The sequence below is a fragment of the Kosakonia sp. HypNH10 genome (assembly GCF_029850615.1).
GTDB lineage: Bacteria > Pseudomonadota > Gammaproteobacteria > Enterobacterales > Enterobacteriaceae > Kosakonia > Kosakonia cowanii.
Genome location: NZ_JAOTIU010000002.1, coordinates 498,100 through 512,075 on the forward strand (window position 1 = coordinate 498,100; position 13,976 = coordinate 512,075).

12 protein-coding genes, 1 pseudogene and 2 riboswitches are annotated in these 13,976 nt (G+C 49.7%); of the genes and pseudogenes, 11 read left to right on the forward strand and 2 right to left on the reverse strand.

Going from position 1 to position 13,976, the window contains the following annotated elements; translation table 11 throughout:
* Positions 1-62 precede the first annotated feature (62 nt).
* Positions 63-1,328: a maltoporin gene (locus tag N7V53_RS08540; RefSeq protein WP_279793054.1), complete on the reverse strand. Its 1,266-nt coding sequence runs from the start codon at positions 1,326-1,328 to the stop codon at positions 63-65.
* Positions 1,329-1,596: 268 nt separating this feature from the next.
* Here N7V53_RS08540 and N7V53_RS08545 point away from each other — a divergent pair, with 268 nt between their 5' ends.
* From N7V53_RS08545 to N7V53_RS08575, 7 genes and pseudogenes are all read left to right on the forward strand, one after another.
* Positions 1,597-2,670 carry a LacI family DNA-binding transcriptional regulator gene (locus N7V53_RS08545; RefSeq protein ID WP_023478571.1) on the forward strand — a complete coding sequence of 358 codons (1,074 nt, stop codon included), beginning with the start codon at positions 1,597-1,599 and terminating at the stop codon, positions 2,668-2,670.
* 103 nt (positions 2,671-2,773) lie between these two features.
* Positions 2,774-3,733 (forward strand): Rpn family recombination-promoting nuclease/putative transposase, encoded by a 960-nt coding sequence (locus N7V53_RS08550; RefSeq protein ID WP_279793055.1) that lies wholly within the window; start codon positions 2,774-2,776, stop codon positions 3,731-3,733.
* Between the two features lie 76 nt (positions 3,734-3,809).
* Positions 3,810-3,904, forward strand: a riboswitch (TPP riboswitch).
* A gap of 67 nt (positions 3,905-3,971) precedes the next feature.
* Complete coding sequence (locus N7V53_RS08555; RefSeq protein ID WP_279793056.1) at positions 3,972-5,270, forward strand: tyrosine-type recombinase/integrase; 1,299 nt, start codon at positions 3,972-3,974, stop codon at positions 5,268-5,270.
* An 83-nt stretch (positions 5,271-5,353) separates the two neighbouring features.
* The gene (locus N7V53_RS08560; RefSeq protein WP_279793057.1) at positions 5,354-6,070 is read left to right on the forward strand and encodes a hypothetical protein; all 717 of its coding nucleotides are present in this window, start codon (positions 5,354-5,356) and stop codon (positions 6,068-6,070) included.
* Positions 6,071-6,076: 6 nt separating this feature from the next.
* Positions 6,077-6,892 carry a hypothetical protein gene (locus N7V53_RS08565; RefSeq protein WP_279793058.1) on the forward strand — a complete coding sequence of 272 codons (816 nt, stop codon included), beginning with the start codon at positions 6,077-6,079 and terminating at the stop codon, positions 6,890-6,892.
* A 280-nt stretch (positions 6,893-7,172) separates the two neighbouring features.
* Positions 7,173-8,320, forward strand: a pseudogene (locus N7V53_RS08570) (IS3 family transposase).
* A 174-nt stretch (positions 8,321-8,494) separates the two neighbouring features.
* Entirely contained in the window at positions 8,495-8,944 is a 450-nt protein-coding gene (locus tag N7V53_RS08575; RefSeq protein ID WP_279793059.1) for a hypothetical protein, read from the forward strand.
* A gap of 31 nt (positions 8,945-8,975) precedes the next feature.
* Here the strand turns inward: N7V53_RS08575 and N7V53_RS08580 are convergent, their stop codons facing one another.
* Positions 8,976-9,227 (reverse strand): hypothetical protein, encoded by a 252-nt coding sequence (locus N7V53_RS08580; protein WP_279793060.1) that lies wholly within the window; start codon positions 9,225-9,227, stop codon positions 8,976-8,978.
* Between the two features lie 364 nt (positions 9,228-9,591).
* Positions 9,592-9,688: riboswitch (TPP riboswitch) on the forward strand.
* Between the two features lie 35 nt (positions 9,689-9,723).
* Here N7V53_RS08580 and thiM point away from each other — a divergent pair.
* The 4 genes from thiM (at position 9,724) to N7V53_RS08600 (ending at position 13,893) form a co-directional block, all read left to right on the forward strand.
* Positions 9,724-10,506, forward strand: a complete 783-nt coding sequence (thiM, locus tag N7V53_RS08585) for a hydroxyethylthiazole kinase (RefSeq protein WP_279793061.1) — start codon at positions 9,724-9,726, stop codon at positions 10,504-10,506.
* Entirely contained in the window at positions 10,506-11,306 is an 801-nt protein-coding gene (gene thiD, locus N7V53_RS08590; protein ID WP_279793062.1) for a bifunctional hydroxymethylpyrimidine kinase/phosphomethylpyrimidine kinase, read from the forward strand. Before thiM ends, thiD begins: the two co-directional genes overlap by 1 nt.
* 152 nt (positions 11,307-11,458) lie before the next feature.
* Positions 11,459-12,511, forward strand: coding sequence for a class I fructose-bisphosphate aldolase (fbaB, locus tag N7V53_RS08595; protein ID WP_023478565.1), 1,053 nt, complete (start codon positions 11,459-11,461; stop codon positions 12,509-12,511).
* Positions 12,512-12,738: 227 nt separating this feature from the next.
* Positions 12,739-13,893, forward strand: a complete 1,155-nt coding sequence (locus N7V53_RS08600; RefSeq protein ID WP_279793063.1) for a mandelate racemase family protein — start codon at positions 12,739-12,741, stop codon at positions 13,891-13,893.
* Positions 13,894-13,976: the final 83 nt, after the last annotated feature.

The following is a 13,976-nucleotide window of genomic DNA, read 5'->3' on the forward strand; positions in this document are numbered from 1 at the left end:
CTCAGAGATAACGAACGAGGTTAATTAGGTACGCTTTTTAAAACGGTAAATATAATGGCTGTTTACCACCAGGCTTCCACCTGCACACCAAAGTTCCAGGTATTATTTTTGGTGCCATCTTCAAAGGATTTACCATCTTCAGAGTCATTTAAATAAGAGGCGAAGAGGCGCAGCTCCGGGCGCGACATAAAATCGGAACCGTCGGCAAGACCCAGCGCGACAGTGTACTTCTCGCCGCTCTGCTTATAGTTGGTGCCGTTTTTGTAATTATCCTTCTGGTAAAAGCCGCCCACTTCACCAATCAGACGCACATATTCGGTGAACTGATACTGCGCACGACCAACCAGCGATACCAGACGGGATTTGTCGGTAAACGCAGTGGTATCTTCGGCCGCGCCGTAGGTCAACACATGGTTCAAGGAGAAGCGGTCGGTGATTGGGATAAGCCCGGTGTTGATCACGCGATAGCCGGTAGCGTCGTTGACATAGTTCCACATGTCATACCAGCCGCCGCCCTGCGACACCATATTCTGCGCCAGCCCTTTGTTGGCGTACTGCAACACCAGCTTGTTGTAGCCGCCGAGCATATCCTGACTGATTTCACCGGTCAGCATCACGCCATCATCCGCGTCGTACAGCCCGCCGTAAGCCTTCTGCTTTTTGGTTGGATTCGGCATGGCGTAATCAATGCCAAACTCCGTCCACGCGCCCGCCCACGGTTTCCAGCCGGCATAACGCAGGTCGAGATAGTTAATATTGACGTCATTGTCGTTATCAACGCGGTAATCCACGTCATTGGCATCGCCACGGATCCACGCAAAAGAGACGGCGCCCGGCCCGAAGGTGTAGTTTTCGATCCCCGCGCCGGAGCCGGAGATATTCCAGTATTTGGTATCGATAATGTGCAGATCGTGGCGCTGATAGTAGCGTTTACCGCCCCAGATCACCGCGTTGGGATCATTGGGGATCAGCCCTTTGATCTGCAGGTTCAGCTGGCGTAAGCCGAACTGCGCATCGTCACCGATGGTGGTTTCATTATCGTTGGAACCATCCGACACCATGCTGACCATGCTGTCGAGGTAAAAGCTGACGTCATCTTTTTTGTAGACTTCCGAGCCCAGCTCGAGCTCGCCGTAGGTATCGGATTCATTGCCCAGACGACCGATCTTATTTTTCTGCCACTCCACCTGGCCGCCATCGCCCGACACGCCCACGCCGCCGCGCAGGTAGCCGTGAAAATCGATGGGTACCGAGGTGGCCGCCATCAGCGAGGTTGAGGTCAGCGCGGCGGCTAACGCAAGAGAGAGTGTGCGTAGTGGAGTCTTCATCGTGTTCCTCTTATTGTTTTGTATTACGTTCACATAATCGCAGTCATAAAATGCTTAAATGTAAAAACAGGCAAACTGAGGATCTAAAATGTGTGATTAAGTGCAAATAAATCAGCGATTTTTGTTACAGGTGGAGAATTCGTTCACATTTATGCGTATTGTGAGCGTGATACTTATTGGTGGCTAAAGCGGCGAGGAAATGAGCGGTGAGCGTTTTTTTTGATCTGCCCTGTTACAATTGGCGCATAACAACATAAGGAACCGGACCATGAAGTCTAAAAGCGCGACGTTGGAAGACGTTGCCCGCCATGCGGGTGTCTCCTATCAGACCGTGTCCAGGGTACTCAATAAATCTGCCAATGTATCCGAAGCCACGCGTCTCAAGGTTGAGAAAGCGATAGAGTTGCTGCGTTATGTGCCGAACCGGCTGGCGCAACAGCTGGTGGGTAAGCAGAGTCAGACCCTTGGGTTGGTCACCACTTCGCTGGCGCTGCATGCCCCTTCACAAGTGGCGGCGGCGGTAAAACGCTATGCCAATCTCGACGGGTACCAGGTGCTGATCTCAATGATTGATGAGAACGTCAATCATGATATCCAGTCGGCTATCAACGAACTGAAGTCGCAGCTGGTTGATAAGGTGATCATTAACGTGCCGCTGGAGACCGATGAAGCCCAGCGTATTGCGGCTGACAATGATGATATTGTTTGCCTGTTCCTCGACGTTGATCCTTACAGCTCGGTGTTTAATGTTTCGTTCAACCCGGCGGACGGTACACGTGCGAGCGTCAAACATCTTTATGATTTAGGCCATCGTGATATCGCGCTGCTGGCGGGGCCTGAAAGTTCCGTCTCGGCAAAGCTGCGGCTGAAAAGCTGGGTGGATACGCTTGATAGCTACGGCCTGAAACCGGTGAAAGTATTTCACGGCAACTGGGATGCGCAGAGCGGTTACGCAGGCGCACTGCAGATGCTGCGCGAAACGCCCAACTTTACCGCCGTACTGGTCGGGAACGATCAGATGGCGCTTGGCGTCCTGAGCGCGTTTCATCAACATCAGATTGCCATTCCCGGCGAGAAATCGGTGATCGGTTACGACGACACCTATGAAAGCTCCTTCTTCCACCCGTCGTTGACCACCGTCTCGCTGGATCTAGATTTGCAGGGCAAAGAGGCGGTGCGTCGCCTGCTCGACAGCGGCCACGGCGACGCCGCCCGCAGTTCATCCGTACTCCCCGCGCGGCTGATTGTGCGCCACTCCACCGGCGCATTGCAGGAGCAGAGCGCTAACCTGCAGGAGATCGCCCAACAGTTGCAGGTTATTGCGCATAAGTTGATGAAATAACAGGGAAAGCTAATTGGTTTTTTCAGAAAAAGCATATCTAGGCGTGGTCAGATTTTAGTGATATTTAGAGGGAAATAACGTAAGCCAGGGAGGCAAACCCTTGATGTCCGATACGACCACGCAACGCAAAAAAAAGATCACCCCCACGCCGCACGATGCGGCATTCAAACAGTTTTTGACCAACCCGACGACGGCCAGGGATTTTATAGAACTGCATCTGCCTGCACATTTACTGGCACTCTGCGATTTAGGTACGCTCAGGCTGGAGTCGGGCAGTTTCGTTGAAGAGAACCTGCGGGCTTATTACAGCGACGTGCTCTACAGCCTGAAAACACGCGCAGGGGAGGGATATATTCATGTGCTGATTGAGCACCAATCCACCCCCGATCGCCATATGGCTTTTAGGTTACTGCGATACGCGATTGCCGCGATGCAGAGACATCTTGATGCCGGGCATAAATCGCTACCGTTAGTTATTCCCCTGCTTTTTTATACCGGCAAGCGCACCCCTTATCCGTGGTCAACGAACTGGTTAGAGCTGTTTGTCAGCCCGACAACGGCGCAAGAGCTATACAGCAGCAGTTTTCCGCTCGTTGATGTCTCGGCGATCCCGGATAACGAAATAATGAATCACCGCAGTATGGCGGCGCTGACGCTGTTACAAAAACATATCCATCAGCGCGACTTAAGCGAAATTCTGGACCGGCTCGCGACGCTGTTGGTGAACGAACACATCACACGACAGCAATTAGCTTCGCTGATAAACTACCTGGTGTACGCTGGCGAGACAGCAGATGCGCACGCCTTTGTACGTGAACTGGCGTTAAAGGCACCACAGCATGAGGACCAATTGATGACAATTGCACAGCAGCTTGAACAAAAGGGTAGGGAGCAAGGAATTGAACAAGGCATTCAGCTTGGCGAGCAGCGCGGTATCGAGAAGGGACGCAAAGAAGAGGCGTTCCGCATCGCACGGACGATGCTGCAAAACGGCCTCGATCGCAGCACGGTGATGAGCATGACCGGGCTTACCGAAGCAGAACTGGCGCAGATCCGCCACTGACCGCGCGGGTAAATGCGCATTTACACCGTCAACTATCAGCATTAAGCTACTGAACGGTTTCACCACAATTTATTGATGTTATGACTCGGGGTGCCCTTCTGCGTGAAGGCTGAGAAATACCCGTACCACCTGATCTGGATAATGCCAGCGTAGGGGCCAAATTTTGGCCTACTTATCATTAGATTGCATCTCTTTTTGTCCGTGCTAAATGCACTAGAGGTACAAAAAGGGCTTAATCATGAGGTACAGAACTCTTCCATACACGTTTCAACGAAACGGCAATTACTATCTGCAAATCCGGCTTTCAAATGGCAGGATGTATAAAAAATCCCTTCTCACTGATAGTTATCGTGAAGCATCTGCTTTGATGGTTGGCGTTATTCCGCACATTCCTTTTGTTAAATCACTAGCTACACCGATCCCGATGTTTGATGCTTTTGTGTCAAACCTGATTGTGTCAGAACGTAAGTCTCTGAAAATTATGCAGTTACTCAGTCAGCCAATTATTGTATCTACTGAAATCGTTGAGCCAGTGGCACAAGTTGTATCGGAAAGGGTGCTAACCCTTTCCGATGCGTGGGCGATGTACAAAGATGAAAAAGGGTGCAACTGGACAAAATCGATCTCAATGGCAAATGAGCGTTACATAGAAGTGTTGCTAACTGTCTTGGGAGGCGAAACTGATGTAACGATGATCACAAAGCAGGACATTAAGCTGGTGATGGAAGTTGTTGAGAACCTCCCTAAGCGCGTTGTACAGCCTTATCGATCAATGTCCATCCAGCAACTGATAGAATGTGACGATGTGCCACCGGATGATCTCGTGGGTGTTGAAGCTATTCATAAGCACCTCAAAATCTACAAATCCTTGTTTAAAACTTTTCTCACTGAAGGCAAAGACGTTTTGCAGAAGTCCCCAACTGATGGAGTAGCAGCACCTTCAAAAGCCAGGTTCGGTGCTTACAGCACAGCAGAGCTGAAAAAGTTAGTGGGGTGGGCGCTTAAACAGCCTGACAGCTGGCAAAAGTGGATCACATTGCTGTTGGCATACACCGGAGCCAGAAGAGGCGAGATTGCCAAACTGGAGAAGTCACAGATAAAATTCGATGAAGACAGCCAACGGCATTACTTCCTGATTGCCGAGGGAGGTCAGGGGAAAACTGAAAACGCTACCAGACAAGTAGTGATCCACTCGAAATTGATCGAATGGGGATTTATGGACTACGTTGATCGCCAATGGAAGGAGCGGATTTTCTCAGAAGTGGCAGGAACGAACATGACGAAGATAGGCAAAATGTTTTCAGATCTCCGTGATCAGCTTGGTATTGCGTATCTCGATGATTACGGGCAAAGAAGACTTTTGCACAGTATTCGTCATTCTGTTTGCTCTACTGCGATGGCTGGATGGGTAAAGAACATTCTGCATCTACAACAAACGGTTGGTCACGAGAAAAGTGGCGGGATTACTAAGCGCTATTTACATACATTCCCACTGCAAAGCATTTGCTATGTGATCGATGGTTTAAACTGGGAATAATAAATTTTGATTATGTGCTTGTATTTATTATTTTTTTCATTGATGATGGTTTGTCTATAGACTTCTAATTTATGAGGTTTGAGATGTTACTAAATAAATTAACTGTTGAAAAATTCCATTCAATAATGGAAATTATTCTTGAGCGATTAGAGAAAGATGATTATCTCTCAAGGGATTTTTTCAATCGATTATCTAAAAATGGATGGGTCCCCCCATTAGCTTTTGATTGTTATGATTACTTTCAATGCCCTTCATCAGAATTATCGGATAAAGAAATTGAATTAGGGTTCATGAGTTTTTTTGAACTTAATTTTGAAAACGTATTTCTCAAAATAATAAATCTTGAAGAGGAACAAAATCCTTTTATCCACAAGAAGTTAGTAGAGGTAGTTCAAGCATACAGGCAAGGGTTTTATCAAGTCTGTATTCCTTCATTATTTGCAATACTTGAAAGGTATTTGGCTGATCTTTCAAATGATGGTGATTTAAGTAATGTGAAGTATAGTATGGGTTTGGCACGAAAAGTTTGGATTGAAAACGATGAGAACGGTCAATTCATTGAACATGATAGTGAAATTCCTTATCAGTTTGTGCAGAGTATCTATTTAATTAAACAATTTTTATATAAGTATTTTATCAAGATTGATTTTGAAAGTTTTGATTCGTTGAATAGGCACGCATTTGCCCATGGAAGACAACAATACTATGCAACTCGTGTTGATGTTGTAAAGTTAATCTTTGTTATTACTAACATTATTAGTATGTATTATGAAATTGAATTCATTACTTCTGAGGAATAGTAATAAATGGCTAATTCAGTTGTAACAAATAAAAAAGGGAAAGGGATTTTTAAACGAGATGAATGGATTAAAGAGTCAAAAAGTCTTTATTTGTCTGCAAAGTTACTACGTAGTGAAGGAGATGAGAGTAAAAGAAAATTCTCTGATGCTAATAAAAATGATAAGACTATTTATGAATTGATAGACATAGCGACTGCAACAGATAAAAGCAGTCGTCTTTTATTAGGTTATGCTTTTGAATTGCTATTGAAATCAGCAGTTTTACTTATGAACTATGGCGCTACTGAAAATACAATCTCTCAAAAATTTAAGTTTTACAGCCATGATTTACTATATATGATTAAAGATTTAGAACTATCTCTATCAGATTATGATTTGAATTTATTGGATCTTTTGTCTCAAGACATAGTACAACAAGCTAGGTATCCAATAGGAATTATAAAAGATGAGCTTTATTTAAAAACGATTAATGAAAGAAATGCTAACCTAGCAAATAATAAGTTGTTTAATGAAATGATTTTCTTATACGATAAAATAAAGTCAATGGTGGTGAAATTAGATAATGATGTGGAGAATTGTGCTCATTTCAATTCATTAACTTTTAAAGATCTATCATTTTTTATGAGAGGCGGTGGAGGATTAAATGCTCGTTGCATCGTAATTTATTCCTCTGATTACCCTCAAGAGAAAAAAACAAAGTCTTATTTAAAAAGCATTCTTGACCGAAATCCAATTGGGATAATGCGCTGGTATACAGTTTATTGGGATGAATACAACTTTTTTGAAGATACAGGTAAAAAACTAATTCCACTGAAAGATTAATTCGGTTTGTTAGGTAATAGTAATTTCTATGACGAAATCGACTAAAAAGAGAATTAGTATTCATTGTCAAAAGGTGCGTGTGTATTTGCAGTGTTCGGAGGGTCTGATTGTCACTGTCTCTGTATAATTGGCATTGCTGTAAACGCAAATCTTCGCGTTGTCTGTCTCCCGTTCGTCTGTCAAAGTTAATGTGAACCTTGCGTGGGCCAGGGCTGGCTGAATCGCCACGGGTTTAACAGACACCTCAGAGTCATTTAAGATGACTTAAAGAGAGGTGCACATGAGCAGTAAGCGTTATCCCGAAGAGTTTAAAAATGAAGCGGACAAACAGGTTGTTGATCGTGGTTATTCTTTTTCCAGCGTTGCAACACGTCTTGATATCACCACCCACAGCCTTTACGCCTGGATAAAGAAGTACGGTCCGGATTCTTCCACTCATAAAGAACAGTCAGATACTCAGGCCGAGATCCGCCGTCTCCAGAAAGAGCTGAAGCGGGTTACCGACGAAGGGGACATATTAAAAAAAGCCGCGGCGTGCTTCGCAAAGCTGTCCGACTGAGGTACGCCTTTATCCGTGACAACACACGTTGCTGGCCTGTTCGCCTGCTCTTTCGGGTGCTGGATGTTCATCCCAGTGGTTTTTACGCCTGGCTTCAGCAGCCGCATTCACAACGCCATCAGGCAGATCTGAGACTGACGGGACAAATTAAACAGTTCTGGCTGGAATCGGGATGCGTCTATGGTTATCGCAAGAGCCATCTGGATCTGCGGGACTGCGGGCAACAGTGCGGAGTCAACAGAGTCTGGCGACTGATGAAACGTGTCGGGATAAAGGCTCAGGTCAGCTACCGGAGTCCGCGGGCACGTAAAGGCGAGGTCAGTATCGTGTCGCCCAACAGGCTCCGGCGACAGTTGAATCCGGATGCTCCGGATGAGCGTTGGGTAACGGACATAACTTACATCAGGACCCACGAAGGCTGGCTGTATCTTGCCGTGGTTGTTGCTCTGTTCTCACGCAAAATTATCGGCTGGTCCATGCAATCCCGGCTGACAAACGACATTGTCCTGAACGCACTGCTGAGGGCTGTATGGCGGCGTAACTCTCAAAAATAGGTGCTGGTTCATTCGGACCAGGGCAGTCAGTACACAAGCCATGAGTGGCAATCATTCCTGAAATCACACAACCTGGAGGGCAGCATGAGCCGTCGCGGTAACTGCCACGATAATGCGGTTGCAGAAAGCTTTTTCCAGTTGCTGAAACGCGAACGGATAAAGAAAAAGATCTACGGAACGCGGGAAGAAGCCCGCAGTAATATTTTTGATTACATCGAAATGTTTTATAACAGTAAGCGTCGGCATGGTTCGAGCGATCAGATGTCACCGACAGAATATGAAAACCAGTATTATCAACGACTCAGAAGTGTCTAGATTATCCGTGGCGATTCACATTGATTTCCAAGCGAGAGCTTCATAAGCCAGCTTTATGCAATCGCTCACGTTGTCTACTTTGAGCGGTCAATCATCAACGGGTGGCTAACTTGTGTTGTCGCATAGAGGCTATGCTAAAATGTCGGTGCTGAATTTAAATTGAAGGAATCTAAATTGAACTTTGATGATTTGTCTTCCGAAGAACTTGACCAGCATGTTATGGAGCGCCTTATATTTGCAGAAGAGGAATTATCTCCAATTTTGAAGGGGCATCTATTTATTGAAAAAGTTCTTGAGACATTAATTTCAAGGAACCTTGTTGAGCCTAAGGCATTTTTCAGATCTACCCGTTCTTATGATTTAAAAGTAGATTTGGCTTTTGCTATGGGCTTACTCAATAATAAATACTACTCTGCATTCAAAGCGATAAACAAGGTGAGAAATAATTATGCGCATAAACATGATTACAAAGTCACTCTTGAAGAATTGAATGCTTTCAAATTTGATTGGGTTGAAGTTCAGAACAAAGCATTCGCTGTAGCATATGAGAAAAATATTGGCGAGGGTGCAAGTATTGCCACAATGTTTTTATGTTGGAAAGCAATACATCTCCTCGATAAATAAGAAGATTAAAAAGGGGCTTGCGCCCCTTTTTTCATTTACGCCCTTTATTGGACTGAGCCAGAACAGAGGCGGCAAGTTCTTTGGTCAATTCACTTGAGCGAGGGTTGTTAAGGGCAGCAGATGCTTTATGTTCCATTGCACCGCTTGTTTGGTGCGAAGAACCCTTTTGAGACAGTGCTGAACCAGCAAGGCTCTTTTGGATTCCAGATGCGTTAGGGTTGTTCAAGGTTTGTGCTGCTACTGATGCGATTTTGCTTGATGTTTGCTTTGAGTTATTAGCCATTCTCAACACCTATTCAGGAAGTGTATGTTGTACATGTTGTATTTTGTTTGTGAATAAACACAACATGTAGTGTTAATGGTAATTCTCACCGCTTCGCTTTACAATAATGAAAACGCAGTTTACTGGTTAAATTTACAGTTAATAAATTGTGCGGTATTTTATGCTGCTAAAGTGACTCCGTTTATGTGATTCATAGGTGATAACACTGGTTTTGTTGGTTGGTATTTGATCAATGGTTGTGAATTTAGTGGGGTACAAACTGAGGTACAAGGTGGGGGACAGCGTGAAGAAGCGATAACCGGAAGGGCGGGCTTGCGTTAGCAACCCACTTCGCCTAAGCTGGCAAAAAATAAAGAGATTCAATCTATATGACTCGGGGTGCCCTTCTGCGTGAAGGCTGAGAAATACCCGTACCACCTGATCTGGATAATGCCAGCGTAGGGAAGTCAGATGCCTGCCCGGCATCCCTTCTTCACGCCGGGCAGGAGCAAAAAAGATGCAACCTGACCTGCTTGATCCTGTGCACTCTGCACACGCGTTACAGCAACTCCGCACACTCTCTCCCCTTGTTCACTGTATGACGAATGACGTCGTACAAACCTTTACCGCCAACGTGTTGCTCTCGCTCGGCGCGTCGCCAGCGATGGTCATTGATAACGAAGAGGCGCAGCAGTTCAGTGCCATCGCTGATGCCTTACTTATTAATGTCGGCACGCTGACGCGCGAACGCGCTGAAGCGATGCGCGCCGCAATTGAGAGCGCTAACCGCGCGCAAACCCCCTGGACCCTCGACCCGGTTGCCGTCGGCGCACTCGCGTTTCGCACTGGTTTCTGCCAGCAACTCCTCTCCCTGCGACCGGCCGCCATCCGCGGCAACGCCTCTGAAATCCTCGCCCTTGCCGGAATGCCGGGCGGCGGGCGCGGCGTCGACACCACCGACAGCGCGCTGGCGGCATTACCCGCGGCGCAGCAGCTGGCGCAACAGACCGGTGCGGTGATCGCAGTCACCGGCGAGATTGATTACATCACCGATGGTAGAGAAACCCTCAGCGTCAGCGGCGGCGATCCGCTGATGACGCGCGTGGTCGGCACCGGCTGCGCGCTCTCGGCCGTGGTAGCTGCCTGTTGCGCGTTGCCCGGCGAGCGACTGCTCAATGTCGCCTCGGCCTGCCGGATCATGAAGCAGGCGGGCAGCCGCGCGGTGAAGCAGAGCGCTGGCCCTGGCAGTTTTGTGCCTGCCTTTCTTGATGCGCTGGCGACAAACGGGGAGGAATTGTAATGAAACGGATTAATGCCTTAACCATTGCTGGCACCGACCCGAGCGGCGGGGCGGGGATCCAGGCGGATTTAAAAACCTTCTCGGCGCTGGGGGCTTATGGCTGTTCGGTGATCACCGCGCTGGTGGCGCAAAATACCCGCGGCGTGCAGTCGGTGTACCGCATCGAGCCTGATTTTGTTGCCGCCCAGCTGGACTCCGTGCTGAGCGATGTGCGCATCGACACCACTAAAATCGGCATGCTGGCGGAAACCGATATTGTCGAAGCGGTGGCAGAGCGTCTGCGCCATTACGAGGTGCGCAATGTGGTGCTGGATACGGTAATGCTGGCGAAAAGCGGCGATCCGCTGTTATCCCCTGCGGCGGTCGCCGCCCTGCGCCAGCATTTACTGCCGCAGGTTTCCCTTATCACGCCCAATCTGCCGGAAGCGGCGGCGCTGTTAGATGCGTCTCATGCGCGCAGCGAGCGCGAGATGCATGAGCAGGGCAAAGCTTTGTTAGCGCTCGGTTGTGAAGCAGTGTTGATGAAGGGCGGTCATCTGGAGGACGCCGAAAGCCCCGACTGGCTCTTCACCCGCGATGGCGCGCAGCGCTTCACTACCGCGCGGATTTTGACAAAAAACACCCACGGCACAGGCTGCACGCTCTCGGCGGCGCTGGCGGCGCTGCGACCGCGCCATACCGGCTGGGCTGAAACGGTTGCAGAGGCGAAAAAGTGGCTGACCGCTGCGCTGGCACAGGCCGATACGCTTGAAGTGGGCGAGGGGATCGGGCCGGTACACCACTTCCATCAGTGGTGGTAAATCAGAAACCGAAACGTGCCAGCAGAATAAGCTGAAAAAATGCCGGGTGGTGGACATTCTGACGCCAGAGTACCAGGCTTAGTTTGCCCATCGCCAGGCAGGTGGGTAAGGACAATCCAATTCGCGAAGCGCAAGCTTACGGGAGCATTGTAATGACTGATATTGTGCAGTTACTTGGCAAAGACGCCGACAGCCTTCTGCAACACCGTTGCATGACCATTCCTGCCGACCAGCTCTATCTGCCCGGACACGACTACGTCGACCGCGTGATGATCGACAACAACCGCCCGCCTGCGGTGTTGCGAAACATGCAGACCCTTTACAACCACGGGCGGCTGGCAGGCACGGGGTATCTCTCCATTTTGCCGGTCGATCAGGGGATTGAGCACTCGGCAGGTGCGTCGTTTGCCGCCAATCCGCTCTACTTTGATCCGAAAAATATCGTCGAGCTGGCAATTGAAGCGGGCTGTAACTGTGTGGCATCAACTTACGGCGTGCTGGCTTCGGTCTCTCGCCGTTATGCCCACCGCATTCCGTTCCTCGTGAAACTCAACCATAACGAAACTCTCAGCTACCCGACCACCTATGACCAGACCTACTACGCCAGCGTTGAGCAGGCGTTCAATATGGGTGCGGTAGCGGTCGGCGCGACTATCTACTTTGGCTCGCCGGAATCCCGTCGGCAGATTGAAGAGATCTCCACCGCCTTTGAGCGTGCTCACGAACTGGGCATGGTGACGGTGCTGTGGGCCTATCTGCGCAACTCCGCGTTTAAGAAAGATGGCGTCGATTACCATGTTTCAGCGGATCTCACCGGCCAGGCAAACCATATTGCCGCCACCATCGGCGCGGATATCGTGAAGCAGAAGATGGCGGAGAATAACGGCGGCTATAACGCGGTGAAATTCGGCTACACCGATGAGCGCGTCTACAGCAAGCTCACCAGCGACAACCCGATCGATCTGGTGCGCTACCAGTTAGCCAACTGCTATATGGGGCGCGCCGGGCTTATCAACTCTGGTGGTGCCTCCGGCGGCGAGGCGGATCTCACCGAGGCGGTACGCACGGCGGTGATCAACAAACGTGCCGGTGGCATGGGGCTGATCCTCGGGCGTAAAGCGTTCAAGAAAACGATGGCCGACGGCGTGAAGCTGATTAATGCCGTGCAGGATGTCTATCTCGACGAGAAGATCACCATCGCCTGATCGCTGTTGTTGCCCCTTTCCGCCAGGAAGGGGGCTTTCTCTCTCCTTCGCGTCTTTCCCCCACGGACTCCGATCACATTTCCGCAACCTTTTGTGAAAAGTGTCACGCATCCTTGTGCGCATGCCCAAAAAATGGTCGCTGCTTAGCGCTATTTGTCCGAGGATGTGACCAGGTTTTGTGCATATATTTTGTTCTGAAACAGCTTTTCAAAACTCAAGGATACGGAATGAAAATTGAATCTGTAAACGTCACCGTCTTTCAGCACCCCACGCGACGGGTCTCTGACAGCGCCGGGCACTCCCATCCGGGGCCGGAGACGCAGGCGAAGATGGCGATGTTAACCATCACCGCAGACGATGGCACAACCGGTTATTCATTCGCGCCGCCGGAAGTGGTGCGCCCGTTCGTGCTCACCGCATTCTTCCGCAAAGTGATGGTCGGTCAGGATCCCTTTAACCGCGAGCGCATCTGGCAGGATCTGGTCCACTGGCAGCGCGGCAGCGCGCATCAGCTGACCGAGCGCGCGCTTTCATTTGTTGAGCAGGCGCTGTGGGATTTGATTGGCCGCAAGCTCAATATGCCGGTCTACAAACTGCTCGGTGGCTACCGCGATAAAGTCCCGGCGTATGGCAGCACCATGTGCGGCGACGATCTCGAGGGCGGTCTCTCCACGCCGGATGAGTACGCCGCCTTTGCCGAAACGCTGGTGGCGCGTGGTTATAAGGCGATCAAGCTGCACACCTGGATGCCGCCGGTGAAGTTTGCCCCGAACCCGAAAATGGATATCAAAGCCTGCGCCGCGGTGCGTGAAGCGGTCGGGCCGGATATCGATCTGATGATTGATGGTTACCACTGGTACAGCCGCACCGAAGCGCTGTGGATTGGCAAAGAGCTGGAGAAGCTCAACTTCGCCTGGTTTGAAGAGCCGATGGAGGAGGAGAGCATGTCCTCTTACGCCTGGCTGGCGGAGAATTTATCGATTCCGATTATCGGCCCGGAGAGCCTCGGCGGAAAACACCATAGCCGCGCTGACTGGGTAAAAGCGGGTGCCTGCGACATCCTGCGCGCCGGTGCAAACGGTGTGGGCGGTATTTCGCCGACGCTAAAAGTGGCGAACCTCGCCGAATCCTTCGGCATGGATTGCGAAGTGCACGGCAACGGCGCGGCAAGCCTTGCGGTCATCGGTGCGATCCGCAACTGCCGCTGGTATGAGCGCGGCCTGCTGCACCCGTTCCTCGACTACGACCAGCCCGCTGCTTATCTCAACAGCATCGTCGACCCGATGGATGAAGAGGGCTTTGTGCATCTGCCGCAGCGCCCGGGACTCGGGGAAGATATCAACTTTGCCTTTATCGAAGCCAACACCGTCAGCCACGACTGAACAATAAAAAATACCCGGGAGCACTGACTTTCGGGACGCGTGGGCCGGTTTGTGTGCTTGTCACCGCCGGCAAAACGTACCCT

Excerpts from the sequence above, each read along its gene's own strand:
- N7V53_RS08540 (WP_279793054.1), bottom strand. The coding sequence starts at position 1,328 with ATGAAGACTCCACTACGCACACTCTCTCTTGCGTTAGCCGCCGCGCTG.
- N7V53_RS08545 (WP_023478571.1), top strand. The coding sequence starts at position 1,597 with ATGAAGTCTAAAAGCGCGACGTTGGAAGACGTTGCCCGCCATGCGGGT.
- N7V53_RS08550 (WP_279793055.1), top strand. The coding sequence starts at position 2,774 with ATGTCCGATACGACCACGCAACGCAAAAAAAAGATCACCCCCACGCCG.
- N7V53_RS08555 (WP_279793056.1), top strand. The coding sequence starts at position 3,972 with ATGAGGTACAGAACTCTTCCATACACGTTTCAACGAAACGGCAATTAC.
- N7V53_RS08560 (WP_279793057.1), top strand. The coding sequence starts at position 5,354 with ATGTTACTAAATAAATTAACTGTTGAAAAATTCCATTCAATAATGGAA.
- N7V53_RS08565 (WP_279793058.1), top strand. The coding sequence starts at position 6,077 with ATGGCTAATTCAGTTGTAACAAATAAAAAAGGGAAAGGGATTTTTAAA.
- N7V53_RS08580 (WP_279793060.1), bottom strand. The coding sequence starts at position 9,227 with ATGGCTAATAACTCAAAGCAAACATCAAGCAAAATCGCATCAGTAGCA.
- thiM (WP_279793061.1), top strand. The coding sequence starts at position 9,724 with ATGCAACCTGACCTGCTTGATCCTGTGCACTCTGCACACGCGTTACAG.
- thiD (WP_279793062.1), top strand. The coding sequence starts at position 10,506 with ATGAAACGGATTAATGCCTTAACCATTGCTGGCACCGACCCGAGCGGC.
- fbaB (WP_023478565.1), top strand. The coding sequence starts at position 11,459 with ATGACTGATATTGTGCAGTTACTTGGCAAAGACGCCGACAGCCTTCTG.
- N7V53_RS08600 (WP_279793063.1), top strand. The coding sequence starts at position 12,739 with ATGAAAATTGAATCTGTAAACGTCACCGTCTTTCAGCACCCCACGCGA.